This is a genomic window from Collinsella aerofaciens ATCC 25986, assembly GCF_964237925.1.
In the GTDB taxonomy this organism is placed as follows: domain Bacteria; phylum Actinomycetota; class Coriobacteriia; order Coriobacteriales; family Coriobacteriaceae; genus Collinsella; species Collinsella aerofaciens_BJ.
Genome location: NZ_CAXSKI010000003.1, coordinates 113695 through 140495, shown reverse-complemented (window position 1 = coordinate 140495; position 26801 = coordinate 113695). Strand labels below are relative to the sequence as shown.

The following is a 26801-nucleotide window of genomic DNA, read 5'->3' as shown; positions in this document are numbered from 1 at the left end:
TGGACCTGTAGCTCAGTTGGTTAGAGCGTCCGGCTGATAACCGGGAGGTCACAAGTTCGAATCTTGTCAGGTCCACCACTTTCTTTCGCAATAAACACCCCAGCGAGAGCCGAGTCGCCGCTGGGGTGTTTATTACTGTCTCCGTGGGGGTTTAGCTCAGCTGGGAGAGCGCGGGCTTTGCAAGCCTGAGGTCAGGGGTTCGATCCCCCTAACCTCCACCATGATGGACCTGTAGCTCAGTTGGTTAGAGCGTCCGGCTGATAACCGGGAGGTCACAAGTTCGAATCTTGTCAGGTCCACCATCAAAACCGTGAAGAGCCCTGGGGCGTTGCCTCGGGGCTTTTTTCTTGTCTGCGATAAATCTCATTTTGGTTTTGTGTGCTGCGCGAAAGTTTGGGTAGTATAGCTATTCAACGCGGCGGGCCGCCGCGTGTTAACCGCTACGTACCGGAGGTGTTCCATGGTTCGTGTCGACATAGAGACCATCGTCATGGCCGCCGGTCCCGTGCCATCGCTTATTGTGCTTCGCGAGCGCTGCAGCAAGTCGGATTCCCCCGCGCCGCTGCGGTCCCTCTCCATCCAGACCGGCTCGTTTGAGGCTGCGGCAATCAGCCGCGGCATCGACAGCGGACGCGCCGAGCGCCCGATTACCCATGACCTGCTGCTCGATGCTGTTGGCGCCCTGGGTGCCAAGCTCGAGCGCGTCGAAATCGTCCGCGCCGAGCCGCCCGTGTTCTACGCGACGGTTGTCGTGTTGGCCGATGGCAACGAGCATCGGATCGATGCGCGTCCGAGCGACGCCATCGCCCTTGCCGTACGCAGCAATGCCCCCATGTTCGTTGAAGACGACATCATGAATCGCTTGGGCACCGTATCGCCGCACGCCGAGGAAGTCGACGACGAGCAAGAGTTCGAAAAGTTCGACGAGTTCGTCCATACGCTCTCCCCCGATGACTTTTAAATGCTCGACAAACACGCGACGGAGTGCGCGCTCATGAGTGCCGGAGTTTCTGGCGAGGCGGCGGCCATTGCGCGCGAGGCCCAGATGCGCTCGGAGGCTTCTGAGGCGGCTCGCATTGCCTATGTGACGCAGGCCCGCACGCTTCGCGAACGCCGCGGCTCGTTTATCAAGATGGTTGTCGTCTCCGCCCTTGTCGCGGCAATCTGCTCGCGCCTTCGTGGTACAGTTGGTGCGCTTGGGTTTTCGATCTCTACGGGCCTCGTGATCTGGGGTGTGGTCGATGCAGTCATGCTGACTAGCCAGATCAAGGTGCTCGACAAGCGTGCAGCGGATATGATGCGCGCCCGCGATGCCGCTGCTAAGATCGCCGCCGAGGCGCAAGAACTGTAACGACGCCAGACTCGATGGGAAGGTCTAAAGATGGCACAGGATATGCAGGACGCCGGTAACGTCTCCGCCGAGCTCGACGCCATGGTGTGTGACCTGATTGGTGCGTTCTTGGACGACCTTGCCGCCGGTGAGAATCCGGGCGTAGTTGTGGCGATCGAGGACGCTGCTTCCAACCGATATCTGGCGGCGCTTGACGAGGACGGCGAAGAGGCGTGCCTCGAGGCGGCCACCAACTTTATCTCCGAGCACAAGATGGGTCTTAAGGACGAGGGCCTGGGCCGCATTGCCCGCTATGCCATCGGCTACACCGGTTGTGTCGAGATTGACGGCGGCTATCACGATGCCCTGCTCGTAAGCTTCTTCGAAACCACGCTCGAGAGCGGTTTTTCGGCATATGTGCTGTATGAGGGCATGGGCGCCGGCGATGGTTTTATGTGGAGCGACCCTGAACCTGCAGGTGAGGAAACCCCTCTCATCTAAAATCGCTAAAATAAACGAGTTTTCGGTAAAAGGCTCAATATTCCCGCCGAGCGTTGCATTGCTGGGTGGGTCGCATACGCGTGCCGGTTGTATATAGATAGAAGATAGGGGAACTACATGCGCGTAGACAATCTGAGAAACATCGCCATCATCGCCCACGTCGACCACGGCAAGACGACGATGGTCGACAAGCTCCTGCGTGCCACGGACGCCTTCCGTGCCAACCAGCAGGTCGAGGACCGCGTCCTGGATTCCAACGACCAGGAGCGCGAGCGCGGCATTACGATTCTCGCCAAGAACATCTCTATCGAGTACAAGGACGTTAAGATCAACGTCATCGACACCCCGGGCCACGCCGACTTCGGCGGCGAGGTCGAGCGCGTGCTGCGTATGGCCGACGGCGCCCTGCTGCTGGTCGACGCCTTTGAGGGCCCCATGCCCCAGACCCGCTTCGTGCTGCGTCACGCTATCGACACCGGCCTTAAGATCATGATCGTCATCAACAAGATCGATCGTCCGGGCGCCAACCCCGAGAAGGCCTACAACGACTGCCTGGACCTCATGGCCGACCTGGGCGCCACCGACGACCAGCTTGAGTTCGCCATGGAGCACGTGGTCTACGCCAGCGCCATGAATGGCTTTGCCCGCCTTGACCCTAACGACGGCAATATGGACATGTACCCGCTGCTCGACATGATCATCGACGATATGCCCGCGCCCGAGGTTGACGAGAACGCCCCGCTGGCCATGCAATGCGTGACCATCGACCACTCCAACTTCGTTGGTCGTATCGGCATCGGTCGCGTGTACTCCGGCACCATCCACCAGGGCGACCAGATCCTGGTTGTCAAGAACGATGGCTCCAGTGCCACCGCTACCGTCAAGCAGCTCTTTACCTTCGACTACCTGGGCCGTACCGAGTGCCAGGAAGTCGGCGCTGGCGATATCGCTGCTGTCGTGGGTATTGACCGCACCGATATCGGCGATGTTTACACCGACCCCGAGAACCCCGTCGAGCTCGAGCCCATCGAGATCGACCCGCCGACCCTGTCCATCGTCTTTGAGGCCTCGACCTCCCCGCTCGTCGGCCGCGATGGCGACATCGTGGGCGCCCGTCAGCTTAAGGAGCGCCTGTTCAACGAGGCCGAGAACAACGTGACCATGAAGATCGAGGAGCTCGAGGACAAGAGCGGCGTCGAGGTCTCGGGCCGCGGCATCCTGCACCTGTCCGTCCTGATGGAGTCCATGCGCCGCGAGGGCTTTGAGTTCCAGGTCGGCCGTCCCCGCGTTCTGTTTAAGAAGGACGAGAACGGCAACAAGATGGAGCCTGTCGAGCAGGCCGTCGTTGAGTGCCCGGACGAGTACTCAGGCAAGGTCGTTGAGGTCTTCGGTACCTCCGGCGGCATCATGACGAGCATGGACACCTCGGGCATCGTGACGCACCTTGAGTTCAAGATCCCGACGCGCGGCATCATGGGTCTCAAGAACCGCATCATGAACGTCACCCACGGCGAGGGCGTGTTCTACCACACCTTCCTGGAGTACGGTCCCTACGCCGGCGAGATCGGTAACCGTCAGAACGGCGCAATGATCTCCATGACCACCGAGAAGGCCGTTGCCTATGCTCTGGGTACGCTGCAGGAGCGCGGCCAGCTGTTTGTTGAGCCGGGCACCGAGTGCTATGAGGGCATGATCGTGGGCGAGCGCAGCAAGGCCGGCGACATGGTCGTCAACATCGCTCGCACCAAGAACCTGGGCAACCAGCGTTCCTCGACCTCCGATATCTCCGTCCAGCTGGTGCCGCCCCGCACCTTCTCGCTGGAGGAAGCGCTGGAGTACATCGCCGACGACGAGCTGGTCGAGATTACTCCCAAGAACATCCGCCTGCGCAAGCGTCTGCTCAATGCTACCGACCGCAAGAAGGCTGCCGTTCGCGCCGGCCAGGTCAACAAATAAGTGCCGGGCTTTATAGCGTCTAACAAGAAAGGGCGTCGACCGCAATGGTCGGCGCCCTTTTTGGTGCAAGGGGACAGGTTACTTTGCACCACGGTGGAGGAGGTTATCCCCCGAGCGGCTTTCCAGCCAAAGTAAAGTTGTTTAAACATATACATAATTCCACAGGATATAACCGCTTTGATACAAAACCGTTAACAGATAAATATCAACTGGTATTACATTAAAAGACCTCTTTACCAGCGGTTTACATGACTGTTATCTATATTGTATTTTATGCATTGTGGCATAGACGAACCGTCTTAGAAGTTGCCCCCAATGGGTTCTTGCAATGCGCTAGGTAGGTTCTCGTAGATGTTGGGGCTTGTGTTCGATCCGACGATTCGCCGTATTCCACACTGTGTTGTAGGAATTAAGGGACAACTATGGACGCACACCGCTCACGGTCGCTGGGTATGGCGGCTCTGATTTTCATTTTGATTTGCCTCACCGCCGCAGTGTTTTACGGTGCGGCCCCCGTGCGCGCCGATGACGTTGCGAAGCCCGATCCGATTGCGATCGATGGGGATACGGCGACGGTTGATGTCAGGCTGTATACCGATGAGCACCATACTCAAAAGCTCGAGGATCCCGTAACGTCCACTTCGACGCTCTATGGAGCTTTCTCGGCACAATTCAACGCCGGCAAGGCGCCTACGCCCGAGAAGAACATCGCTGTCTATAAGCTGCCCGACACCATTGTCGTTGACGACAACGACGGCGGCGACCTCATGGAGGGTTCGGAAGCCACTGCCGCCAAGGCTGGCACGTGGAAGATTAAGGACAATAAGGTCATCTTTGCGTTTGACAAAAACTGGCTTGCGTCAAACCCTGCGGAGATTTATGTCGGAGCCAATTTCTCGTTCGAGCTTGCAGACAAGGGCACCGGCTCAGGCGGCAACGCATCTGTCGTGTTCCCTGGTGTGGGAACGATCAAAATCCCTATCAAGGACGGCAAAGTCACGGGGACGAAGTCGGGGACCTTCTCCCAGGGCGCAGATGGCGTGGCCAAGGTTACCTGGACTGTTACGCTTACCGTAGAGTCGTATGCTACGGACGTTAGCTTCATTGATACGCTGGGCGACAACTTCGACTTTGTGAACGACAGTTTCAAGCTCGACGGCAAGAAGCTTGACTCCCAGCCGATGATCGACGGCCAGGTCGTAACCCTCGACAGCCTGGGCAACCTTTCCCGGGGCAACCACACGATCACGTACGATACGGTGCTGAAGAGCGGTGTTGCCGCGAACGGCGGCGATTTGATCAAAGCTGAGAATAAGGCAACGTGGAATTGGGCTGGCTCAAGCGACAGCGATAACAGAACAGCTACGGCTGAGCCTGTTACATTCGGCTATGACATGATCAAGAAGTCCAATGGCTCAGGCACGCCGTCGGACATCAAGTGGACGGTCAAGCTCAACCAAGGCAAGCTCAAGGCCGACATGAGCGGATACATGTTCACCGATAATCTGGACGGAAAACAGACGTATACGGGCAACTTTACGGTTTACAAAGGCGACTCGGAGGCGAGCGGAGTCAAGATTTGTGAAAGAAAACTTGAACCTAAGGATAATTTCTTTTCCTATACGTTCCCGAACAACCTTGAGGATAAGTACGCCACCTACTGCATCGTTTATCACACCAAGATGAACGATACGAGCTCGTACGACACCGTGCGCAACAGCGCGACCATCGAGCGCAAAGGTTCCGTTTCCGGTACGGATGATGGCAGTTTCACGCCGCAGCTGACGGGTGTTGTGCCGATCACCAAGAGGCTCGTGAGATACGATGAGGCGGCGACGACGGGCAGGGCGACGTGGGAGACGAAGGTCGCGCTGAAGGCGATCGTCAATGCGGCCCATCCAGGCGAGGTGACGGTGAAGGACACGTTTCAGTCGGCATGGTCGCAGAAACTTGGCGTCGACGAAAGCTCCATTACCATTAAAATCGGCAATACCGAGCTGGTTCCGGGCACCGACTGGAGACCAACGACCAGCTATCCGGGTAATGAAACAAAGAAAAACTACGACCTCAAAATCATCGTTACCGACAACGTGAAAGCCGCTCTCGAGAACGAGGACTACGCCGTTATCACCTACGACACCACATCAGAAGCGCTGTCGGGCTGGTACTCAAACTTCGCAGCGGTCGAAGCACCGGGCCTGAGACTACAGTGGCCGTTCACCGAACCCATCAAGTACGTTGTCAACCGAGAAACGATGCCCGCGGTCGAGAAGCCGGAAGCGGAGTCGAAGGTGTCTTGGGTTGAGAACTTCGATTGGCATACCGTTGACGGCTCGGATGAGAAGGGCGCCTGGATCGTCGACTGGACGGTGTATGCAAACCGCCAAAAGGGTAATAAGGGCGCAAATGGCGAGTTCGAATACTATGGAGCTGGAAAGCTGGGCGGGAAACCGCTGAATATCGTTGATAGCCTTCCGGATGGTATGAGCTATGTTGCGAATTCCGCAAAGTATACGCTCGTGCAGAACCCCTATGATAAACATACGGGGCTTCATCGCGGAGGCGAGGCCAAGGAGGTCGTTACGGGTCGGACGCTCGCCGCCGACAACGTCAGCCGCAACGGCAATACGGTCACCTTCTCCATCCCCACGACTGAGCTTGAAAGCTATGCCGGCTACGCAAAGCTCACGTACAAGACGGCGGTCAAGCGCGGTGAGCTCGATACCTCCACAAACGAGGTGAAGTTCACCAACAAGGCCAGCGCGGGGTCAGGAGTTAAACAGTTCGATTCCGGTAAAGGTGACGTCATCATTAAGAACAACGTCATCAAAAAGTCCGGCGAGCAGGTTGCCAATAGCAATCGCATCAAATACACCATTCTTGTTAACGAGTCTGCCGTTGCCCTTAAAAATGGCACCGACTTCCTTGAGCTCGTCGATACCATGGATGCCAAGTGCGCGCTGGTGCCGTCGACGCTTAAGGTCTATGAGCAGGTGAATGGTGCCTGGTCACCGCTGGCTGATAAGGACTATTCGTCGAAGATGGAGCAAGTCAAGGATGAATCTGGCTCGTGTACGAAGTTGACTCTTGAGGTGCCCGACGGGAAATACCTCAAGGTCGAGTATGAGGTTATCCCGACCGGAAACCCCGGCGAAGAGGTGTCCCTTTCCAACACCGCCGAGCTTGCGGGGGTGACGGAGGGTTCGGCGATCGACGAGCAAAAATGGAAGATTCAAAATGCGTCCGCCAGCGCGGGCGGCAACGGCTACAGCATCACGATGACCAAGTACGACGCCCAGCAGGTCGGCGCGACGCTCGAGGGGGCGAAGTTCACACTCTACAGCGTGGATATGGGCCAGGTTGCGGATGACGGAAATGTAGAGAACGCCAGAACGCCGTTTGACGAGGCCGCGATCGACGTCCCCACCGACGCCAACGGCAAAATCTCGTTCGGCACAAGCGACAAGAAGATGAGTAATTGCGTGCTCTATCAGCTCGTGGAGACCAAGGCGCCTGTTGGCTATGCCAAGGCCGATCCCACGTGGATCATGCTCAAGGGCAGCGCGAGCGACAAGGATTATCAGGCTGCGCTAACTAAGGCAAAGGACATCGTCGACGGTGCGGAGATCATCGACGATACAAAGAAGGACGAGATCTGGGTCTACGACAACCGCATGACGGGCAAGGCGGTTATTAACGCAGAGAAGGTGCTCGCAGGCGGAACGTTCAAGGAAGGTCAGTTCTCGTTCGCGCTCAAGGATGACAAGGACAGGGTGCTCCAAACGGTGACCAACGATGCCATGGGCAACGTCTCCTTCAACGTCGACTACAACAAGGCCGATACCTATACTTATACCATCTCTGAGGTCGTCCCCGAGGGCGCCGAGAACAACGTCAAGGACCACATCACCTACGACAGGACCCAGCACAAGGTTACGGTTAAGGTGGACAACGGTGAGAGGAATCTCGTCGCCACCGTCACCTATGACAATGGCTCTTCGACCCCGCCGACTTTTACCAACAGATACTCGACCACGCTTCCCGAGGCAGGCGGTGCCGGCTTGACTATGACGTATCTGGCTGGCGCTTCGCTGCTGTGCTTTGCCGCGACATGGATGCATGCTCACCGCCATCGCGATCAAGATCGAGGTGGTCGCCGTGAGTAGGCTTTGGTGCCGCTTGTTGGCCGTCGCAACGATAGCTACGGTCGCTATGTTCTCTTTTGCGATGCTGCCCAGGACGGCTCGTGCTGCCGACACCGGTGCCATTACGGTGGACGGTACAGTCGCGACGCGGTATGACGCGTACCAGCTCTTTTCGGCGACAGTTATCGATGATGACGATGCTGGCCATAAAATTGCAACTGACGTAACGTGGGCGAATGGCGCGGTTCGTCAAGCCGTTCTTCCCGTGCTTCATGATGCGGGGCTTGATGGCTCGGCATCGGCGGCGCAAGAGACTGCCGAGTGGATGAATGCCGACGGGCATATGACGACCGCGCTGACGGCAAAGCTTGCCCGCGCGATTTGCAATGCCGACGCAACTTCCGTGGCCCTTAACGCGGGCACGGCGGCCGAGCTGCCCTGCGGCTACTGGCTCATCGTCGCCGACGGCGACGCCATCGCCCAGGGCGAGGCCGGCACCGCGCCGATCATGACCCTGGTCGGCGGCAGCGCCGTCACCGTCAAGCCCAAGGCGGCGACCCCCAAGGTCCAAAAACACGTGCTGGAGGACAGCACCGCCGCCTGGCAGAAGGCCGCCGACGCCACGGTTGCCGACGACCTGTACTGGCGCCTCTCGGCCACGGTCCCGGCGGGGCTCACGGCGTACGACACCTATACGGTACAGTTCGTCGACACCATGAGTGCGGGGCTCGACCCCTCCAAGGTGGCCGCGAGCGTGCGCGTGTACGTGGCGGCGGGCGCGGACGGCGGCTTCGACGTCGTCGCATGTGAGGGTGGCAACACCAACTCGACGCCGGCTAAAGGGTGGACAGACATTACTTCACAGTGCAAGGTCTCGGTCGAGGGCAATGCCTTCACCGCGCGCACCGGCGACCTCATCGCCGCGCTCGGCGGGGCTGACGCCTTTGCCGCGGGCGCCCGCGTGGTTGCTGTCTACAATGCGCCGTTGGGGGCCAACTGCAATCGAGGCGCCACCAAGGGCAACCCCAACGAGGTCTACCTGCGTTACCCGCGCTCTCCCCTCGTCGACCAGTCCGGCGATGCCGGATTCACCCATACGCCGAGTGATGACGCCACGGCCTATACCTGGGGACTCAGCCTCATCAAGCGCTCGAGCTCGGACGATAAACCGCTCGCGAGTGCCAAACTGCGCATCATCGATGACCGCGGGCGCATCCTAACGACCGACGGCTCGTGGTCGACGGATGCTGACGCGTGCGTCATCACGGGCGCGGACGGCCACGCGGAATTGAGCGGTGTGGACGCGGGTGTCTACACCGTCGAGGAGGCCGCGGCTCCCAAGGGATACACCGCCTTTGAGGGCAAACGAACGGTAACGGTTACGTCTGAGGGATTGGACGCTAAGCAGGTGGCGGCCGCGAAGCTCAAGGTGACCGTGTCGGTCAAAAGCCCTCTGCGGGTTGATACCGCCGATGCCGGGACGGGTTCGATTGAGCTGTCGGTGCTCAACACCCCGAGCAAAGAAGCAAGTCGTGGCTTTATACCCTCGACGGGAGATAGAACGTTGGTGCTGGTGGCGGCTTTGGCTGCCATCGGAGTGGCGGCTATTGTTGTCGGGCTCGTCATCAAGCGGGGAGGCGGTCGTCGTGAAAAATAATTGCCTTTCATGCTCACTGGCGTACTGCCTCCGTAATGAGTGACGCGCAGGCCTACCGACCTGATGATCATTGGTTTTGAAAAAGTTACTAGAGAACCCTCCAAGAAAAGCGGGGCACCCGGTCGATATGACCGAGTGCCCCGCCTCGTTTTAAAGGCTTTAGCCTGTGCGGGGCGCGCAGCGCGCCGCATCAGAAACCACCCGCTATGCGGGTGGGGACAACCGGCTTTACAAAGCCGCCCCCTCGCCGGACACTTGCGATTGTTCAGGCCGCAAGGAATCCGAGTCGAGAGGGCGGTGGTGGCGTATGGCCCAGAAGGCCTACAGCCTGTCGCACACGAAGTGGATGTGCAAGTACCACGTCGTGTTCACGCCGAAGTATAGGCGCAAAGTCATCTACAACCAAATAAGGTCCGACCTTGGGGAGATCTTCAGGAAGCTCTGCCAGTACAAGGGGATAGAGATCATCGAGGGGCACCTGATGCCCGACCACGTCCACATGCTGCTGGCGATACCGCCGAAGTACAGCGTGTCGAGCGTGATGGGCTACCTGAAGGGGAAGAGCTCGCTGATGGTATTCGACAGGCACGCGAACATGAAGTACAAGTTCGGCAACAGGAAGTTCTGGGCCGAGGGCTACTACGTGTCCACCGTCGGCCTGAACGAGGCCACGATCGCGAAGTACATCCGGGAGCAGGAGAAGGCCGACATCGCGCTCGACCGGCTGAGCGTCAAGGAGTACGAGGACCCCTTCGATAGGGGGCCGGGGCGCAAATAGCGCCGGTTTGACCGGCCCGTCACGGGTCAACCTGCAGTGCGGCCCGAACCCCGTGAGGGCCGGCGCCTTTAGACGCGTGCCGGAAATCCAAGGGTTATACCCTAAGAGCAAACCACCCCTTTTAGGGGTGGTTTTGATTTTAAAGGCTTTAGCCTGTGCGGGGCGCGCAGCGCGCCGCATCAGAAACCACCCGCTATGCGGGTGGGGACAACCGGCTTTACAAAGCCGCCCCCTCGCCGGACACTTGCGATTGTTCAGGCCGCAAGGAATCCGAGTCGAGAGGGCGGTGGTGGCGTATGGCCCAGAAGGCCTACAGCCTGTCGCACACGAAGTGGATGTGCAAGTACCACGTCGTGTTCACGCCGAAGTATAGGCGCAAAGTCATCTACAACCAAATAAGGTCCGACCTTGGGGAGATCTTCAGGAAGCTCTGCCAGTACAAGGGGATAGAGATCATCGAGGGGCACCTGATGCCCGACCACGTCCACATGCTGCTGGCGATACCGCCGAAGTACAGCGTGTCGAGCGTGATGGGCTACCTGAAGGGGAAGAGCTCGCTGATGGTATTCGACAGGCACGCGAACATGAAGTACAAGTTCGGCAACAGGAAGTTCTGGGCCGAGGGCTACTACGTGTCCACCGTCGGCCTGAACGAGGCCACGATCGCGAAGTACATCCGGGAGCAGGAGAAGGCCGACATCGCGCTCGACCGGCTGAGCGTCAAGGAGTACGAGGACCCCTTCGATAGGGGGCCGGGGCGCAAATAGCGCCGGTTTGACCGGCCCGTCACGGGTCAACCTGCAGTGCGGCCCGAACCCCGTGAGGGCCGGCGCCTTTAGACGCGTGCCGGAAATCCAAGGGTTATACCCTAAGAGCAAACCACCCCTTTTAGGGGTGGTTTTGATTTGTTGTTGCAAAGTAACCTGACCCCTTTGCACCACCACAAAGGTGCCTGGCCCCTTTGTGGTGATCGGCTGCTAAGCGGTGGGAAGCTCTGGCGTGTTAGCCGGCTGCTGCGGCTTGAGGTGGGCGTTGTGCCAGATGATTTGGATGATGTAGCCGAGCATAAAGACAAAGGCCACGCCGCTGATGAAGCCGCCTACGAGGGGAAGCCCCGTGAGGGCGCCTGCGATTACGCCACCAGCGGCTGCCATGGCGTAGCGGTTCTGGCTGTGTCCGACCATGCGCGCGATCGCGCACCCTGCAAAGGCACTCGACACCAGCGCGATGCCAATAACACCGCACATGAGGGCTCCGGCAAGCGACAGACCAGCGATAGAGATAATTAGCAGTAGGACGGCGGGGACGATAGCAATCGTGCCCAGAAGACCGCTCACCCACAGGGGCATGGGGCGCTGGTGGAGCATACCGGCGGCGCTGGCAGTCGCACGCGGAAAGACGAGCTCGAGCAGCAGAGCGACAAAGCAGGTCGAGAGTGCCGCGGCGACGATACCGCCGATGACATCGTTAACGGTGGAAGTATCCTCGTTCTCGGTGCGGTCGATCTTGAGTGCGCCGACCTCGGCTCCCGCGGCGCGCTCGGGGTCCTCGGAGACGTGCGCGTTCACGGTGCCGGTGATATGGGCGTTCTTGCCCAGGATGAGCTTGTCGGCCCAAACCTCGACATCGCCCTCGACGGTGCCATCGATGGTCACCGTATCGCCCGCAAGCGCTGCCGACTTGGTGGAGCCGCGTAGGGCAACCGTCTCGCCTATCGCATAGAAACAGTTGGCGGTGCTGTCGGAATTGAGCACAACGTGCTGACCGACGACCGTGACGCTGCCATCAACCGTGGTCTTGGCGATATCGATAGTGCGTGCCGCCAAGCGGATGGCGCCGCCCACCGTGCAGTCGCGGATGGAGAGGCTCTCGCCTGCCGCAATTATGTCGCGGTCGATGGAGGCGTCATCCAAGTTGAGGGCCTGACCGGCCCAGTACAGGTCACCCTCAACGCCGGACGGATTGGCGTCATTGTCGGTCGCAAGTACGTTGCCTGCGGTGTCCGTGCCGGCGAACGACGCCGTGGGAAGCACGGTGATCGCCAGCGCGATGAGCGCGAATAGGATGGTGATGCGGCCCCATGCTTTACGGCGCTGGGTCAACGGGAATTGATTGCAGGGCATAGTGAATCCTTCGTTAGATACTCGGCATATATCTAACAGGGTACCCAACGCGTGGGCGCTCTAAAAGAACCTCTCGGTTGCATTTCGAAGGGTCGTGCCGTGCTGTCTACTTTTTACGGTGCAAGAAGCGCGCGATATCTTCTTCGGTGGGGCTTTTGATGTCAAAGCGCAGCGAGAGCCAGCGCAGACCCATGGTCACGACAACGCATACGACCAGCGCGGCGACATTGCTCATGATGCCGCTCATAACGAGACACACATAGCTTGTCGATCCGGCGATGGCGGCGATGGCATAAAAGTTAGTACGTTGGAAAATGCCCGGAACCACGCCCATAAAGCCGTCGCGCAACATGCCGCCGCCCACCGCGGTGAAAAAGCCCATCATGATGCACACCGCCGGCGCAAAGCCGTAGACCAGCGCCTTGTCTGCTCCAGTGGCGGCGTAGATGCCGACCGAGATGATGTCGAGCAGGGGAATGAGTTTTTCGGGTTTGTCGACGATTGCCGGGAAAATATAGATGATGGCTGCCGTGGCAATGGAAAGTGGCAGCGCCATCGGCTGGTTGAGGATGTAGACGTTGCCCACCTGCAGCGTCATATCGCGCAAAAGACCGCCGCCCAGACCGCAGACCACCGCGAGCGCGATCGCGCCCACCAGGTCGAGCTTGTGCTCGCGCGCAACCAGCACACCCGAGATCGATGCAGCGACAACAGCGAACATCTCGAGCCAAAACGGAATGGCGACCATGGCATCCGATGCATGTGAGGTAATGGTCATAGCGGCGACGACGGGCAAGATGGGGTCCTTTGGATTACGGATTTGGACAATGCCCGTACATAGTACATGTTCGGCGCCGATTGCGACCCTATTGCTCGGCAAACGGTCGGGACTGGGTGGGGGCATGGCGTTGCTGGAATGCCAGGGGTCCAGAACATGTACGTCACCCTCCAAAAACGACATTTTCCGACATCTTTGGAGGCTGACGTACATGTTTGGATTGAGCTCACAGCATGAGTGAGTTGATTTACTCACATCCGGTATATTTCCCCACTTCAACGGACATAAGAGTTGGATACCGGCTCAGAGCGAGAGGCCCTCAATGGATACCCCTGTTCTCATTTCGCATAAAACCGCATGGCTTGTCCATCATGCACCCCAGAATTTGGTTCAGTCTCTTGCGCGGCACGACTACCAGATAGGCGCACAAGGCATCTCCACCCAGCAACGTGTTGCGCGCATACGACAGGCCCTTACCGACTGCGGCATTCCGTCCGATATGCTTAAGACTATCGATATCGCGGTTGTATTCGAATTTGAGCGAATTCGTACCAAAGGCGTCGTTTGCCACATTCTTGGACAAAATCTTCCCTACGAGCATATTAACGAGTTGACGCCCGGAATCTTCATCACCGACGAAGCCTTCACCTTCGCGCTCGCTGCCGAGTGGATGGATAGGATCGAATATCTCGAATATGGCTATGAAGTTTGCGGCGATTATCGCATGAGGCTCAATCCCGCCGACCCTTATACCGAGCAACCAGCCACCACCTCCAAGGATGAAATAACCGAACTGCTCGATCGGCACCCCGGCAAACCCGGTGCCACACGTGCACGGCTTGCGCTCAGGCACATCTACGATCACTCGGCCTCGCCTATGGAGACCGCTTCGGCAATCGCCCTCTCGCTCCCAACAAGCGAAGGCGGCGTTGGCATCCGAGGTATCGAACTCAACAAACCGCTCGAGATCCCTCAGCGTCTCTGGCATTGCGCCAAAGCTCGAACACTCAAAATCGATGCGCTCGTGACCTATAAGCGCAGGGCGCTCGGTATCGAATATAAGGGCGGTTTTCACGATGAGCTCGAGCGCAAGGGAGCAGATGCGGAGCGAGAGGCCGTTCTCTCCCAAATGGGATATCGAATCGTTACGCTCACTTCGGCTCAGTTCAGTAGTCAGCTCGCCTTTCACCGCGCCATGAACAACATTCGCGAAGCACTCGGCATGCCTCGCTGTGCCGACACCGGGTACCAGAGAAAACAAAACGAACTACGCAAGGCACTTATCCGCAACTGGAAGGGCATGCGAGACGAGGAGGCACCTTCCGAATAGTGCCACTCCCGTGAACTCAATCCAAACGTGTACGTCAGCCTTCAAAGATGTCGAAAAATGTCGGTTTTGGAGGGTGACGTACATGTTTGGGGAAGCGTGGGATCGAGACGTATTTCGATAACAAAAAAGCCCCATTGCTGGGGCTCATACCATCTAATGGCGGAGGAGGAGGGATTCGAACCCTCGTGACCTTATACAGGCCAAACGGTTTTCGAGACCGCCGCATTCAACCACTCTGCCACCCCTCCGCGTGGGGTAAAAACAAAGCAGGCTCGAAGGCCTGCTTTGGAATTAACTGGCGGAGAGTCAGGGATTTGAACCCTGGAGACGCTTTTGACGCCTACACGATTTCCAATCGTGCTCCTTCGGCCACTCGGACAACTCTCCGTTAAATGCGAAAGTCAGTATACACGAGGAATCGCAAAGTGCAAACAGAAAAGTTGGCATTTTTTAAAACGCTTGGCCGCGTTTGGCGTTGCAGCGGGGTTTGAGATGCCAAAAAACGGCTTCCGACCAGCGTAGTTGATCAACTCAATTGTTCAAAAGGGGTATTCATAAGCGACTTGGCAATGAATATAAAAATCTTTGGGTGGTGCTGTGGACCACCGGTATGCATTTTGCGACCACAGCCTTGTGCCCGTTGACCTGCGACTTGGCTCAGCTTGTCCTCACGGCACCGTATCTTGTCCACAGATCCGTCAAGCTTTTGGTCAGCATTTGGTTGGAATGCGCATGAAACGTCGTGCGAGTATGGGCATATGTGGAGGTCATGAGGTTGTAGCTGCATATTCTTGCAGCCTAGGAGGTTGAAAGATATTATTACCAAGTCTTTTCCTGCTTCAGGCGCACCTTCACGACCTGAAGCCACATTTGCCCAGAGGAGGTGACAATATGAAGGCTTATGAACTGCTGTTCTTTGTTGACCCGTCGCTCGACCCCGAGACTCGTCTCGCTGTTATGAAGCGTATCGATACCACGATCGCTGAGGGCGCTGGCAAGGTCGACTCCGTTGACGAGTGGGGCAAGCGCAAGCTCGCCTACGAGATCAACGACCTCACCGATGGTGACTACACCCTCATCAACTTCCACGCAGATCCTACCCAGATCGCCGAGCTTGATCGCGTCCTGCGCATCACCGACGCTGTGGTCCGCCACATGATCGTCCGTCGCGACGACCAGGAGTAAGACTGTCGTTTTGGACTGGGCTTGTGCCCCAAGAGGAAGTAGTGAGTTATGAGCATCAATCGAGTGAACATCACCGGTAACCTCACCCGCGATCCCGAGCTGCGCGCCACCGCCGGCGGAACCCAGGTTCTGTCCTTTGGCGTCGCCGTGAACGATCGTCGCCGCAACGCGCAGACTGGCGAGTGGGAGGACTATCCCAACTTTGTCGACTGCACCATGTTCGGCACCCGCGCCGAGGCCGTGAGCCGTTTCCTGGCAAAGGGAAACAAGGTCGCGATCGAGGGCAAGCTGCGCTACAGCTCTTGGGAGCGCGACGGCCAGCGCCGGAGCAAGCTTGAGGTCATCGTCGATGAGATCGAGTTTATGAGCTCCCGTGGTGGCCAGGGTGGCTACGATCAGGGCGGTTACGCCCCCGCAGCTCCCGCGCCCGCAGCACGTCCTGCCGCACCGGTGGCTACGCCGCCCGCGGTCGACGTCTACGATGAGGACATCCCGTTCTAAGGGTTGTTCACCTATTTTTGAGTGAGAGGCGGCTTCGGTTCGCCGAAGTTGCCAAACGAAAGGTATTTTGACATGGCTAATGATTTTTCTGCACGTCAGCCGCGTCGTAAGTACTGCCAGTTCTGCAAGGAGAACACTGAGTTCATCGACTATAAGGACACTCAGCTTCTCCGTAAGTACATGACCGACCGTGGCAAGATCAAGCCCCGTCGCGTCACTGGCGCTTGCACGCAGCATCAGCATGACATCGCCAACGCCATCAAGCGCGCCCGCGAGATGGCTCTCCTGCCGTACACCGTCCCCGTGGTTTCCTCTCGTGGCAACCGCGACCGCGGCTAAGAAGGGAGACGCATCATGAAGGTTATTCTTCTCGATGAGATCAAGGGCAAGGGCGGCGAGGGTGACGTCGTAGAGGTCGCTCAGGGTTACGCTGAGAACTTCCTGTTCCCCAAGAAGCTCGCTGTTGCCGCCACCAAGGGCAACCTCAAGCAGCTTGACGAGCGTCGCAACAACATCGCCAAGCGCGAGGCCGTCCGTCTGGCTACCGCCAACGAGACCAAGGCTGCCTTCGAGGGCAAGACGGTCACCGTTGACGTCAAGGTCGGCGACGAGGGCATCCTCTTTGGCTCCGTTACCGCCGCTATGATCGCTGACGCCATCAAGGCTCAGCTCGGTATGGACATCGACCGCAAGCGCGTCGAGCTCGGTAAGCCCATCAAGGTTGCCGGTGCCCACACCGTTGCCATCTCGCTGTACCGCGAGATCAAGGCCGAGGTTGTCGTTCTCGTCGGCGTTACCGCCGAGGAGCTCGCTGCCGAGGCTGAGGTCGAGGAGGCCGCTGAGGTCGCCGAGGCCGAGACCGCCGAGGTCGAGACTGAGGCTGCTGCCGAGTAGCATTTGCTGCAACGCAACAATCTTGTTCTAAGAAGGGCGCTCTGGAAAACCAGGGCGCCCTTTTGTTTTTTGCGCTGAGTGAGTGTCATGGTGAACGTTGCGTCGAAGTCCTATATACAGGACCGTTCATCCGTTTGGTTCGGTGATGATTGGCGGCGCGCGGCGCGTTTTGGGACCGTGGCTGATACTATGGATGCTCGCAAGCGATATGAATGAGGATGCTCATGGCATATGACGATAGGGAGACCGGGCTGACGGTTGAGGACCGCGGCTCAAAGTTGGGTCTTCCCCAAAACCAAGATGCAGAGGCCAATGTACTGGCCGCTATGCTGCTATCGCCCGAGGTGGTCGAAGAGGCCCAGGTCGAGCTGCAGCCCGATGACTTCTACCGCCCCATTCATAAGACCATCTATACCGCGATGGTCGATATGTACAACAGCCGCATTCCCATCGACTCTATCTCGCTGATCGATTACCTGCGAAGCATCAACAAGCTCGATGCCGTGGGTGGCGAAGCGTACATTTTGGAGTTGATGGGTCAGACCCTGTCGCTCGTGAACTGGCAGCACCATGCCGCCATCGTCCGTCGCGACTCGATGCTGCGCGAGCTGATCGGCGCCACCAACGAGATTAACGCGCTGGCCTATAACGCCCCCACCGACACCAAAGAGGTCGTGGAGCTGGCCGAGAGCAAACTGCTCAAGGTCACGGCACGCGAGGTCAAGTCGAGCTACAAGACGCTGACTGAGTTTATGGTCGAGGCCTATAACGAGGCCGAGGAAGTGTGCCAGGCCGGTGGCCAGGCTGCGGGCGTGCCCACGGGCTTCCCATCGCTCGACCGCATGCTCATGGGCTTCCGCGAGGGTCAGCTCATCATCATCGGCGCCCGTCCTGCTGTAGGTAAGACGTCGTTCGCCCTGAATCTGGCGCTCAACGCTGCCGCTGCCGGTTATACCGTCGGCTTCTTCTCGCTGGAGATGTCGGGCAAGGAAATTGCCCAGCGTCTGATTTGCGCCTACGCCATGATCTCGATCAGTGACTTCCGCATGGGCCGCATTAGCCCCGAGCAGTGGGCCAATATCAACGAGGCCACGCAGACCTTGTCCAAGCTCGATATTCTGATTGACGATACGCCCGGCACCACAGTGACCGAGATTCGCGCCAAGAGCCGCCGCATGCTCCATAACAAGGAGAAGGCAATCATCATCCTGGACTACCTGCAGCTGGTGAGTCCTCCGCCGGGACGCCGCTCCGAGAGCCGTACCGTCGAGGTTTCGGAGATGTCGCGTGGTCTGAAGATCATGGCCAAGGAGCTCAAGATCCCGCTCATCGCGCTGTCGCAGCTTTCGCGTCAGGTTGAATCCCGTACCGGCAAGCGCCCGCAGCTTTCCGACCTTCGTGAATCGGGCTCCATCGAGCAGGACGCCGATATCGTTATGTTCTTGGACCGCTCCGCCGACGAGGCCGAGGCCTCGCGCGACGATCGACCCGACGAGGGCGTCACGCGTATCGTCGTGGCCAAGAACCGTTCGGGCCCGATCGGCGACGTCGACCTGATGTTCCTGCCGGCATCCACCAAGTTCTATGAGCTTGATGGGGCACATGCCGAGGAGTAGGACAGGCGCCCGTTGCACGGGTATACTGGGAATGTTTTGTGCTTCTGCGTGCCGGCGTGGCGCGTAGACAGTCCATGAATGTAAGGAGTAAACATGCCGTCAACCGTTTTGGTCGGTGCCCAGTGGGGCGATGAGGGCAAGGGTAAGATTTGCGACCTGGTCGCCGGCGACTTCGATGCCGTCGTGCGCTACTCGGGCGGCAACAACGCCGGTCACACCATCGTCGTCAACGGCAAGAAGTACGGCCTGCACCAGGTGCCCTCCGGCATCATGTATTCCGACCACGTGTCGGTGATCGGTAACGGCTGCGTCGTCAACCCCAAGGTTGTCCTTGAGGAGATCGATATGTTCGAGGCCGACGACATCACCACCAAGAACCTCAAGATTAGCGGCAACGCGCATGTCATCATGCCGTACCACATCGATCTGGATGGCGCCTTTGAGCAGAAGCTCGGCAAGAAGAACATCGGTACCACCAAGCGCGGCATCGGTCCGTGCTATCAGGACAAGATGGCCCGCATTGGCCTGCGCATGCAGGACATGCTGGACGAGGCGCTGTTCCGCGACAAGCTGGAGACCGCTCTCGCCCGCGTGAACCCCGAGCTCGAGCTCATCTACAACCTGCCCACCTACACCGTGGACCAGATTTGCGACGAGTACCTGCCGATGGCCGAGCGCCTGCGTCCCTACATCACCGAGACGAGCCTGCTGCTCAACAACATGATCGATGAGGGCAAGAACCTGCTGTTTGAGGGCGCCCAGGCGACGCTGCTCGACATCGACCATGGCACCTATCCGTACGTGACGTCTTCCAACTGCACCGCCGGCGGCGCCATTACCGGTTCCGGCGTCGGCATGAAGAACGTCGACCGCGTGCTGGGCGTCATGAAGGCCTATATCACCCGCGTCGGTTCGGGCCCCATGCCCACCGAGCTTTCCTATGAGTCCGAGGCCGGTCACACGCTGACCGAGGAGGGCTATGAGTACGGCGTGACCACCGGTCGCCGTCGTCGCTGCGGCTGGTTCGACGGCCCCATTGCCAACTACGCCTCGCGCGTCAACGGCCTCACCGATATCGCCATGACCAAGCTCGACGTGCTTTCGGCCTTCGACACCATCAAGGTGTGCGTGGCCTACGACGTCGATGGCGAGCGCTATACCAGCGTGCCCGAGCATCAGGTTCGCTTTGAGCACGCCAAGCCCATCTACGAGGAGCTTCCTGGCTGGAAGTGCGATATCACCGGCTGCCGCAGCTTTGAGGAGCTGCCGCAAGAGGCTCAGGACTACGTGGCGTTTATCGAGGATCTGGCACACACCCGCGTGACGTTCATTGGCGTTGGCGCTGGTCGAGAGCAGATCATCAACCGATTCTGGAAGTAATCGGGACTATTTGGTTATTGCGATATACCCCTTTGCAGCCCGGACGGGCGGCCGAGGGGTATATTTGCTTGCAAAGGGCTCGCGCGGAGCGGGCCGTTAATCCATAGAGGAGGCACCCTTGAAGGCGGACACTCAAACCATCGACATCCTGTTGTTGGGCAGCGGCGGCCGTGAGCATGCTTTGGCAGCTAAGCTCGCAGCATCACCGCGCGCCGGCAAGCTCTACATCGCGCCGGGTAACGGCGGCACCGCGAGCTGCGGCGAGAACGTTGTTCTCGACGACTGCGATCCTGCGGCCGTGGCGGCGTTTGCGCAGAGCCACGGATGCGGACTCGTGGTAATTGGCCCCGAGGCTCCGCTCGTGGCGGGCGTGGCCGACGCCGTGCGCGCGGCGGGTATTCCCTGCTTTGGCCCGGGTGCCGAGGGCGCCCAGATGGAGGGCTCCAAGCTGTTCTCCAAGCAGCTCATGGAACGTGCGGGCATTCCGACGGCAGCCTATGGTTCGTTTACCGACGAGGCTTCGGCTCTCGCCTACGTGCGCGAGCAGGGCGCCCCGCTGGTCGTGAAGGCCGACGGCCTTGCCGCGGGCAAGGGCGTTATCGTGGCGACCGAACTTGAGCAGGCCGAGGAGGCCGTGCGCGAGTGCTTTGGCGGCACCTTTGGCGATGCCGGCAATACCGTGGTCATCGAGGAGATGCTGACCGGCCCCGAGTGCTCGCTGTTGGCCTTTACCGACGGCAAGACCGTGCGCCCCATGGCCACCTCGCAGGACCACAAGCGCGCGCTCGAGGGCGACAAGGGCCCCAACACCGGCGGCATGGGCGTCTACAGCCCGGTGCCCATCGTGACCGACGAGGAGCACGCCACCATGGTGAAGGTCATGGAGCAGACCGTGGCCGAGCTTGCTGCCGAGGGTATCGACTACCGCGGCTGCCTGTACGGCGGCTTTATGCTCACGCCTGCCGGTCCCAAGGTACTGGAGTTCAATGCCCGCTTTGGCGACCCCGAGACGCAGGTCGTGCTGCCGCGCCTTAAGAATGACCTGGTCGAGGTCATGCTGGCTTGTGCCAACTGCGAGCTCGATCAGATTGAGCTCGACTGGCGTGACGAGTGGGCCGTGGCCATTGTCCTGACGAGCGCGGGTTATCCCGGCAGCTACGAGAAGGGCAAGGTCATCACCGGTATCGCCGATGCCGAGGCCATGGAGAACGTGACCGTGTACCACGCGGGCACTGCCGTGGTGGACGGCCAGCTCGTGACCAATGGTGGCCGCGTGCTTGCCGTGACCGCTCTGGGCGACACGTTCGAGAACGCTCGCAACCTTGCCTACGAGGCCTGCGAGAAGATTGATTTTGAGGGCAAGACCCTGCGTCACGACATCGGCCTGCGCGCGCTGCGCGGCCGCGACGCCTGGGATGCCTAAAATCCGAGAGGAATGAGACGGATGGACGAGAAGAACGAAGAGCTCATGGACGCGCAGATCGTCGAAGAGGACAGCCGCATGTATGGGCACGCCGAGGGCGAGCCTGGTGGCGAGGTCGCTGACGAGCCGGCACTGGTGCTGGGCGACGACGACCCGCACGATGCCGAGCTGCACGAGAAGATTCTTTCGGAGGAGTGCGCCTGGAAGGGCAAGATCCTTGACGTCCACCGTCTTGAGGTTGAGCTGCCCAACGGTCACCGCAGCGCCCGCGATATCGTTCGCCATCCGGGTGCGGCGGCCGTTGTGGCACTGACCGAGAGCGGCAAGATCGTACTGGTGCGTCAGTACCGCACCGCCATCGACCGCGTGACGGTCGAGATTCCCGCCGGCAAGCTCGATCCAGGCGAGGACCCGCTCGATTGCGCCAAGCGCGAACTGCACGAGGAGACGGGCTTTAGGGCTGGTCGTATTCGCTTTTTGACGTCGATTGTCACGTCCTGCGGTTTTTGCGATGAGATCATCCACATCTACTTGGCCACCAAGCTCGAGTTTGATGCGCCCAACCCCGATGATGACGAGTTTGTCAACGTGGACCTGGTGCCGCTGCACGAGCTGATCGACGCCGTGCTCGACGGCAAGATCGAAGACGCCAAGACCGTCGTGGGCGCCTTGGCCTGCGATAGCATCGCGCACCGCTTGGGTGGGGCCGAGCTGTAACGAGCGGGAATAGCCCTGGGACAAGAACTACTGATTACTTTGTCCCAGGGCCTTATGTTGCTGATATTTCTTTGAGGATCACATGTTTAAGAGGTTTCTTTCGTATTACGAGCCCCAGATGGGGCTTTTTGTTGCTGATACTGTTTGTGCTCTGGTGCTTGCCGCCATTGACCTGGCGTTCCCCATTATCCTGCGCAATTTGACCGGTGGGCTGTTTACTCAGGGTCAGGCTGCTATTATGCAGGCGCTCGGCATGATCGCGGTGGGCTTGGTGCTGATGTATGCCGTCCGCTGCGCCTGCCGCTATTTTGTGAGCTATTGGGGTCACGTGATGGGCGCGCGTATGGAGTCCAAAATGCGCGAGGACCTGTTTGACCAGTATGAGCGCTTTAGCTTTGCATACTTCGACCGCAACAGCTCGGGCGACATGATGAGCCGCGTGGTCAACGACCTGTTCGATATCTGCGAGGCGGCGCACCACGTGCCCGAGTGGATCATCATCTGCGGCATCGAGATCATCGGCTCGTTTGTGATCCTCTTTACCATTGCCCCGGTGCTGGCGCTCGCCATGGCCGTGGTGACGGCGGCGTTTGCGGTCATCATGTTTTGGCAGAACATGCGTATGCGCGAGGTTTTTAGCGACAACCGCAAAAAGATCAGCGGCATCAATGCGCAGCTGCAGGATTCGCTTGCGGGCATGCGCGTAGTCAAGAGCTTTGCCAACGAGGAGACCGAGCGCGCCAAGTTCCGTGCCTCTAACGATCGCTACCTTTCGTCCAAGGAGAACATGTATCACGCCATGGGCGTCTATACCGCGACGTATGGCCTGCTCTCGGGCGTGCTCTATGTGATCGTGGTGCTGCTGGGCGGCTGGCTGGTCGCCCAGGGACAGCTGCAGGCGGTCGATATGGCGACCTTTGCACTCTATATTTCGCTGTTCTGCACGCCGCTCGAGACGCTCGTCAATTCGGCCGAAACGTATCAGAAGGCTATCGCCGGCTTTAAACGTATGGACGAGGTGCTCTCGACCGCGCCGGATATCCAGGACAAGCCGGGCGCTACGGATCTGCAGGTGACTGCCGGCGCCGTGGAGTATCACGACGTGTGCTTTAACTACGAGGATGTCGAGCTGGGCGAGGGCTATGCCGACGAGCGTCCCGTTATCGACCATATGAATCTGTCCATCAAGCCCGGGCAGACCATCGCGCTGGTTGGCCCTTCGGGCGGTGGCAAGTCCACGACCTGTTCGCTGCTGCCGCGCTTTTATGACGTGGCTGCCGGATCCATTAGCATCGACGGCCAGGACGTGCGCGATGTGACGCAGCAGAGCCTGCGCCGCGCCATCGGCCTGGTGCAGCAGGATGTCTATCTATTTGACGGTACGATTGGCGAGAACATCGCCTACGGCAAGCCGGGCGCCACGGCAGAAGAGATCGCCGAGGCCGCCCGTCGCGCCAACATCGATGCCTTTATCGAGTCGCTTCCGCAGGGCTACGACACCGTGGTGGGCGAGCGCGGCAGCCGTCTTTCGGGCGGACAGAAGCAGCGCGTTGCCATCGCGCGCGTGTTTCTCAAGAACCCCAAGATCCTGATTTTGGACGAGGCGACGAGTGCTTTGGATAACGAGAGCGAGGAGGCGGTGCAGGAGTCACTCGAAGAGCTGGCACGCGGCCGCACCACGATTATTATCGCCCACCGTCTTTCGACCATTAAGCATGCCGATGAGATTGCGACCGTTGAGCATGGTCGCGTTGTGGAGCGTGGCACGCACGAGGAGCTTCTCGCCCGTGGCGGCACCTATGCCCGTTACTATCGAATGCAGTTCGAAGGTGCGCGTGCGCACGAGCTCGACTGATTGATATGACAGGAAGTTTATGGCTGACAAGAACCCTTTGACTCCGGAAGAAGTGACGGAGTTATTCTCCGAAATCGATGCATCCGGCGTCTTGGATCCTACGCTTGCCAAAAAGCGTACCGAGCGCATGCGTGAGAAGGAGGCTGCGGCCAAGCGCGGTGACAAAGCGGCGCTAGCACAGCTGCGCAGCGAGGACCGCGCGAGCCAGGCAAAACATATCGACCCGCTGTCCGAGGACGATCCTTCGGGCTCGCAGGTGAGCCATACCATTACGAAGACCGCGATGGCCGTGGTCATCGGTATTTTGGTGCTGATCGTGGGCATGCAGATCGGCTACGGCGTGATGCGCCGTCTGAATACCGCCAACCTGTCCGAGAGCGTTTCGGTTGATACCGTTTCTACAGCACTCAAGGGTGGACTCGAGTGGGGCAACGGCTTTACGCAGTTCCCGCTCGACTTTACCGTCGATGAAGCCGATGAGCGTACGGGCACGGTCGAGGTGACGGTGTTGGACACATCGTCTGCCAACGAGCTCGAGCTGCTGTCCAACGGGCAGATCCAGGCCGCGGCGCTTGCGACCAACGCGCTGCTCAACGACAAGATCGACCGCGTGGTGTATAACGTTCACGCCTATATCGACGAGGATAGCAACATTCAGCACGATTCCTTCTTTGGCATGTTCCCCGCGCGGGGCCACCAGAGCGCCATTTTGACGTTCGTGTGGACCAAGAGCTCATCCAACGCCACGAGTATCGACTGGAAGATGCGCATCGTGAGTATGGATGACACCATCGCCGAGCGCATTCAGAAGCAGGTGAACTCGGTGTCGTCGTTGATTGAGGACCCGGTGGTGAGCCAGACCAAGATTGACGAGGAAAAGGCCGAGCGTGACCTGGAACATCGTCTGCATGGCCGCGAGATTTTCCGCGGCGGCAAGCCCGATCGCACACCGTCCGAACTGCTGGAGCAGGACAAGAAAAAATAAGAGGCCATCATCCCGCGTGAGCCACAAGCCCCGCGGGATGATTTTTTAATCCCCGTCCCAGAGAAATCATTATGCATAGAAAGTCATAATTATCATTTCGTAAACATTTCGATGAAATTAACGCCATGAGGCATGCTTGCGGTTACAATACCGCGAGGCCTAACTACACACCTTTAAGCCGGTCCTGTGAGACCGGGAAGGAGAATTATGGCGAACAACCATACCGCGGGCGCTGCCGCCCGCACCTTCGCGCCCAGCGAGCTTTGCCAGCGCATGCTGGCCAAAACCAGCAAGGGCACCTGCGGTCCCTGCATCCTGTATCTTGAGGATGGGACCATTTTTTATGGACGTGCATGCGGCGCCGAGGGCACCGCGACCGGCGAAGTCTGCTTCAACACCTCGCTCGAGGGCTACTTTGAGGTCATGACCGACCCGAGTTATGCCGGCCAAATCGTAACCATGACCTATCCGCAGATCGGCAACTACGGTATCGACGAGACCGACGTCCAGTCGGCCTTCCCCGGCGACGCCGTGCGCCCTGCGAGCGCTCCGGCCATGCGCGGCATGATCGTTCGCGACATGTGCGCCACGCCTTCTAACTGGCGCTCGGCCGTCAGCGTGCCGGAGTACCTGCGCGCACACGGCATCGTTGCTATCGAGGGCGTCGACACCCGCGCTCTGGTGCGCCATCTGCGCGACAATGGTTCCAAGATGGGCATTATCTCGACCGAGATCTTCGACGTCGACGAGCTTGCCGAGCGTCTGGCCGCAGCGCCTACGCTGGTAGGCGAGAACCTGGTCAAGACCGTAAGTTGCCCCGCGCCTCATGAGTTTGTGGCCGCCGACCTGCCTGCCACGCATGGCTTTGCGCTTTCGGCTGCCGCTCCTGCCCGTCACAAAGTGGTCGCCTACGACTGCGGTGTGAAGCGCGGCATTCTGGAAGGGCTGGTCCGCGCCGGCTGCGACCTTACCGTCGTGCCGTGGAACACGCCCGCGAGCGAGGTGCTCGACATGAATCCCGACGGCGTCTTTTTGTCCAATGGCCCCGGCGACCCCGACGCCGTGGTGGAGACCTACGAGCAGGTGCAGCAGCTGATCGGCAAGGTGCCGGTCTTTGGCATTTGCCTGGGCCATCAGATGATCAGCCTGGCCTGCGGCGCCCAGATGGAAAAGCTTAAGTTCGGTCACCGCGGTGGCAACCAGCCGGTCATGAACCTGGTAAGCCGTCGCGTGGAGATCACCGCACAAAACCATGGCTTTGGCCTGCTGTTCCCCAGCTTGGGCAAGCTTGTCCCCGAGCTTTCCGGCGGCGAGACCGAGCATGCGGCCGATGGAGATCTGCGCGTCTGGGTGCGCCGCGGAATCGCGCCGGTCGTGATGAACGAGCGCTTTGGCCGCATTCGCCTGACGCACGTGAACCTCAACGACGGCACCGCCGAGGGCATCCAGCTGCTCGACGCCCCGTGCTTCTCGGTCCAGTACCACCCCGAGGCCTCGCCTGGCCCCACCGATGCCCACTATCTCTTTACCGCCTTTACGCGACTCATGGACGGCGAGGAGAACTACCTGGACATCGACACCGCGAAGGACCGCCTTGCCGGCTGGAACTTTGCCGAGACCGCCGCGACTGAGACCGAGGAGAACTAA

General features: G+C 59.3%; 22 protein-coding genes and 5 tRNA genes. 23 read left to right on the top strand and 4 right to left on the bottom strand.

Annotation, left to right across the window (positions count from 1 at the left end):
- The first annotated feature begins 1 nt into the window (after position 1).
- The 11 genes from ACESWY_RS02540 (at position 2) to tnpA (ACESWY_RS02490) (ending at position 11134) form a co-directional block, all read left to right on the top strand.
- Positions 2-78 (top strand) — tRNA-Ile (locus ACESWY_RS02540).
- Between the two features lie 67 nt (positions 79-145).
- Positions 146-221 (top strand) — tRNA-Ala (locus tag ACESWY_RS02535).
- A gap of 4 nt (positions 222-225) precedes the next feature.
- Positions 226-302, top strand: a tRNA-Ile gene (locus tag ACESWY_RS02530).
- 158 nt (positions 303-460) lie between these two features.
- Positions 461-961: a bifunctional nuclease family protein gene (locus tag ACESWY_RS02525; RefSeq protein WP_373092646.1), complete on the top strand. Its 501-nt coding sequence runs from the start codon at positions 461-463 to the stop codon at positions 959-961.
- 33 nt (positions 962-994) lie between these two features.
- Positions 995-1351, top strand: coding sequence for a hypothetical protein (locus tag ACESWY_RS02520; protein ID WP_250787325.1), 357 nt, complete (start codon positions 995-997; stop codon positions 1349-1351).
- Positions 1352-1381: 30 nt separating this feature from the next.
- Entirely contained in the window at positions 1382-1831 is a 450-nt protein-coding gene (locus ACESWY_RS02515; RefSeq protein WP_089572580.1) for a hypothetical protein, read from the top strand.
- Positions 1832-1948: 117 nt separating this feature from the next.
- Positions 1949-3787, top strand: a complete 1839-nt coding sequence (gene typA / locus ACESWY_RS02510) for a translational GTPase TypA (protein WP_006235837.1) — start codon at positions 1949-1951, stop codon at positions 3785-3787.
- A gap of 422 nt (positions 3788-4209) precedes the next feature.
- Positions 4210-7953 carry a Spy0128 family protein gene (locus ACESWY_RS02505; RefSeq protein WP_250787326.1) on the top strand — a complete coding sequence of 1248 codons (3744 nt, stop codon included), beginning with the start codon at positions 4210-4212 and terminating at the stop codon, positions 7951-7953.
- On the top strand, positions 7907-9589 hold the full coding sequence (locus ACESWY_RS02500; protein ID WP_250787327.1) for an isopeptide-forming domain-containing fimbrial protein: 1683 nt from the start codon (positions 7907-7909) through the stop codon (positions 9587-9589). Before ACESWY_RS02505 ends, ACESWY_RS02500 begins: the two co-directional genes overlap by 47 nt.
- A gap of 307 nt (positions 9590-9896) precedes the next feature.
- Positions 9897-10367, top strand: coding sequence for an IS200/IS605 family transposase (tnpA, locus tag ACESWY_RS02495; RefSeq protein ID WP_117734320.1), 471 nt, complete (start codon positions 9897-9899; stop codon positions 10365-10367).
- 296 nt (positions 10368-10663) lie between these two features.
- A complete protein-coding gene (tnpA, locus tag ACESWY_RS02490; RefSeq protein ID WP_117734320.1) occupies positions 10664-11134 on the top strand; it encodes an IS200/IS605 family transposase in 471 nt (156 codons plus the stop codon).
- 210 nt (positions 11135-11344) lie between these two features.
- Here tnpA (ACESWY_RS02490) and ACESWY_RS02485 read toward each other — a convergent pair whose 3' ends face one another.
- Both ACESWY_RS02485 and ACESWY_RS02480 read right to left on the bottom strand, forming a co-directional pair.
- Positions 11345-12490 (bottom strand): bactofilin family protein, encoded by a 1146-nt coding sequence (locus tag ACESWY_RS02485; RefSeq protein ID WP_346977410.1) that lies wholly within the window; start codon positions 12488-12490, stop codon positions 11345-11347.
- A 106-nt stretch (positions 12491-12596) separates the two neighbouring features.
- Positions 12597-13286, bottom strand: coding sequence for a trimeric intracellular cation channel family protein (locus ACESWY_RS02480; protein ID WP_346977412.1), 690 nt, complete (start codon positions 13284-13286; stop codon positions 12597-12599).
- Between the two features lie 304 nt (positions 13287-13590).
- Between ACESWY_RS02480 and ACESWY_RS02475 the strand changes: the two genes are divergently transcribed.
- Positions 13591-14598, top strand: coding sequence for a putative endonuclease domain-containing protein (locus ACESWY_RS02475; protein ID WP_373092652.1), 1008 nt, complete (start codon positions 13591-13593; stop codon positions 14596-14598).
- 157 nt (positions 14599-14755) lie between these two features.
- Here ACESWY_RS02475 and ACESWY_RS02470 read toward each other — a convergent pair.
- Together ACESWY_RS02470 and ACESWY_RS02465 are read right to left on the bottom strand one after the other, a co-directional pair.
- Positions 14756-14846 (bottom strand) — tRNA-Ser (locus tag ACESWY_RS02470).
- 48 nt (positions 14847-14894) lie between these two features.
- Positions 14895-14985 (bottom strand) — tRNA-Ser (locus ACESWY_RS02465).
- A 504-nt stretch (positions 14986-15489) separates the two neighbouring features.
- Between ACESWY_RS02465 and rpsF the strand changes: the two genes are divergently transcribed.
- From rpsF to carA, 11 genes are all read left to right on the top strand, one after another.
- The gene (gene rpsF / locus ACESWY_RS02460) at positions 15490-15783 is read left to right on the top strand and encodes a 30S ribosomal protein S6 (RefSeq protein ID WP_006235831.1); all 294 of its coding nucleotides are present in this window, start codon (positions 15490-15492) and stop codon (positions 15781-15783) included.
- A gap of 48 nt (positions 15784-15831) precedes the next feature.
- On the top strand, positions 15832-16284 hold the full coding sequence (locus ACESWY_RS02455; RefSeq protein ID WP_006235830.1) for a single-stranded DNA-binding protein: 453 nt from the start codon (positions 15832-15834) through the stop codon (positions 16282-16284).
- Between the two features lie 72 nt (positions 16285-16356).
- Positions 16357-16623 (top strand): 30S ribosomal protein S18, encoded by a 267-nt coding sequence (gene rpsR / locus ACESWY_RS02450; protein WP_006235829.1) that lies wholly within the window; start codon positions 16357-16359, stop codon positions 16621-16623.
- Between the two features lie 15 nt (positions 16624-16638).
- Entirely contained in the window at positions 16639-17178 is a 540-nt protein-coding gene (gene rplI / locus ACESWY_RS02445) for a 50S ribosomal protein L9 (RefSeq protein WP_022094073.1), read from the top strand.
- A gap of 218 nt (positions 17179-17396) precedes the next feature.
- Positions 17397-18794, top strand: a complete 1398-nt coding sequence (gene dnaB / locus ACESWY_RS02440; RefSeq protein ID WP_006235827.1) for a replicative DNA helicase — start codon at positions 17397-17399, stop codon at positions 18792-18794.
- Between the two features lie 93 nt (positions 18795-18887).
- On the top strand, positions 18888-20174 hold the full coding sequence (locus ACESWY_RS02435) for an adenylosuccinate synthase (protein ID WP_347479288.1): 1287 nt from the start codon (positions 18888-18890) through the stop codon (positions 20172-20174).
- Between the two features lie 118 nt (positions 20175-20292).
- Positions 20293-21597: a phosphoribosylamine--glycine ligase gene (purD, locus tag ACESWY_RS02430; protein WP_373092657.1), complete on the top strand. Its 1305-nt coding sequence runs from the start codon at positions 20293-20295 to the stop codon at positions 21595-21597.
- A 21-nt stretch (positions 21598-21618) separates the two neighbouring features.
- Entirely contained in the window at positions 21619-22314 is a 696-nt protein-coding gene (locus ACESWY_RS02425; RefSeq protein WP_271737271.1) for an NUDIX domain-containing protein, read from the top strand.
- Between the two features lie 82 nt (positions 22315-22396).
- Positions 22397-24169 carry an ABC transporter ATP-binding protein gene (locus tag ACESWY_RS02420; RefSeq protein WP_138374284.1) on the top strand — a complete coding sequence of 591 codons (1773 nt, stop codon included), beginning with the start codon at positions 22397-22399 and terminating at the stop codon, positions 24167-24169.
- A gap of 19 nt (positions 24170-24188) precedes the next feature.
- Positions 24189-25154, top strand: coding sequence for a hypothetical protein (locus ACESWY_RS02415; protein WP_006235822.1), 966 nt, complete (start codon positions 24189-24191; stop codon positions 25152-25154).
- Between the two features lie 207 nt (positions 25155-25361).
- Positions 25362-26801 (top strand): glutamine-hydrolyzing carbamoyl-phosphate synthase small subunit, encoded by a 1440-nt coding sequence (carA, locus tag ACESWY_RS02410; RefSeq protein ID WP_373092661.1) that lies wholly within the window; start codon positions 25362-25364, stop codon positions 26799-26801.

Bases quoted from the DNA above. Each gene is read 5' to 3' on its own strand.
- ACESWY_RS02475 (WP_373092652.1), top strand. From the start codon at position 13,591: ATGGATACCCCTGTTCTCATTTCGCATAAAACCGCATGGCTTGTCCAT.
- ACESWY_RS02500 (WP_250787327.1), top strand. From the start codon at position 7,907: ATGCTCACCGCCATCGCGATCAAGATCGAGGTGGTCGCCGTGAGTAGG.
- ACESWY_RS02455 (WP_006235830.1), top strand. From the start codon at position 15,832: ATGAGCATCAATCGAGTGAACATCACCGGTAACCTCACCCGCGATCCC.
- rpsR (WP_006235829.1), top strand. From the start codon at position 16,357: ATGGCTAATGATTTTTCTGCACGTCAGCCGCGTCGTAAGTACTGCCAG.
- ACESWY_RS02515 (WP_089572580.1), top strand. From the start codon at position 1,382: ATGGCACAGGATATGCAGGACGCCGGTAACGTCTCCGCCGAGCTCGAC.
- carA (WP_373092661.1), top strand. From the start codon at position 25,362: ATGGCGAACAACCATACCGCGGGCGCTGCCGCCCGCACCTTCGCGCCC.
- ACESWY_RS02425 (WP_271737271.1), top strand. From the start codon at position 21,619: ATGGACGAGAAGAACGAAGAGCTCATGGACGCGCAGATCGTCGAAGAG.
- ACESWY_RS02520 (WP_250787325.1), top strand. From the start codon at position 995: ATGAGTGCCGGAGTTTCTGGCGAGGCGGCGGCCATTGCGCGCGAGGCC.
- rplI (WP_022094073.1), top strand. From the start codon at position 16,639: ATGAAGGTTATTCTTCTCGATGAGATCAAGGGCAAGGGCGGCGAGGGT.
- typA (WP_006235837.1), top strand. From the start codon at position 1,949: ATGCGCGTAGACAATCTGAGAAACATCGCCATCATCGCCCACGTCGAC.
- dnaB (WP_006235827.1), top strand. From the start codon at position 17,397: ATGCTCATGGCATATGACGATAGGGAGACCGGGCTGACGGTTGAGGAC.
- ACESWY_RS02435 (WP_347479288.1), top strand. From the start codon at position 18,888: ATGCCGTCAACCGTTTTGGTCGGTGCCCAGTGGGGCGATGAGGGCAAG.
- ACESWY_RS02415 (WP_006235822.1), top strand. From the start codon at position 24,189: ATGGCTGACAAGAACCCTTTGACTCCGGAAGAAGTGACGGAGTTATTC.
- ACESWY_RS02485 (WP_346977410.1), bottom strand. From the start codon at position 12,490: ATGCCCTGCAATCAATTCCCGTTGACCCAGCGCCGTAAAGCATGGGGC.
- ACESWY_RS02505 (WP_250787326.1), top strand. From the start codon at position 4,210: ATGGACGCACACCGCTCACGGTCGCTGGGTATGGCGGCTCTGATTTTC.
- ACESWY_RS02420 (WP_138374284.1), top strand. From the start codon at position 22,397: ATGTTTAAGAGGTTTCTTTCGTATTACGAGCCCCAGATGGGGCTTTTT.
- tnpA (WP_117734320.1), top strand. From the start codon at position 10,664: ATGGCCCAGAAGGCCTACAGCCTGTCGCACACGAAGTGGATGTGCAAG.
- ACESWY_RS02525 (WP_373092646.1), top strand. From the start codon at position 461: ATGGTTCGTGTCGACATAGAGACCATCGTCATGGCCGCCGGTCCCGTG.
- tnpA (WP_117734320.1), top strand. From the start codon at position 9,897: ATGGCCCAGAAGGCCTACAGCCTGTCGCACACGAAGTGGATGTGCAAG.
- rpsF (WP_006235831.1), top strand. From the start codon at position 15,490: ATGAAGGCTTATGAACTGCTGTTCTTTGTTGACCCGTCGCTCGACCCC.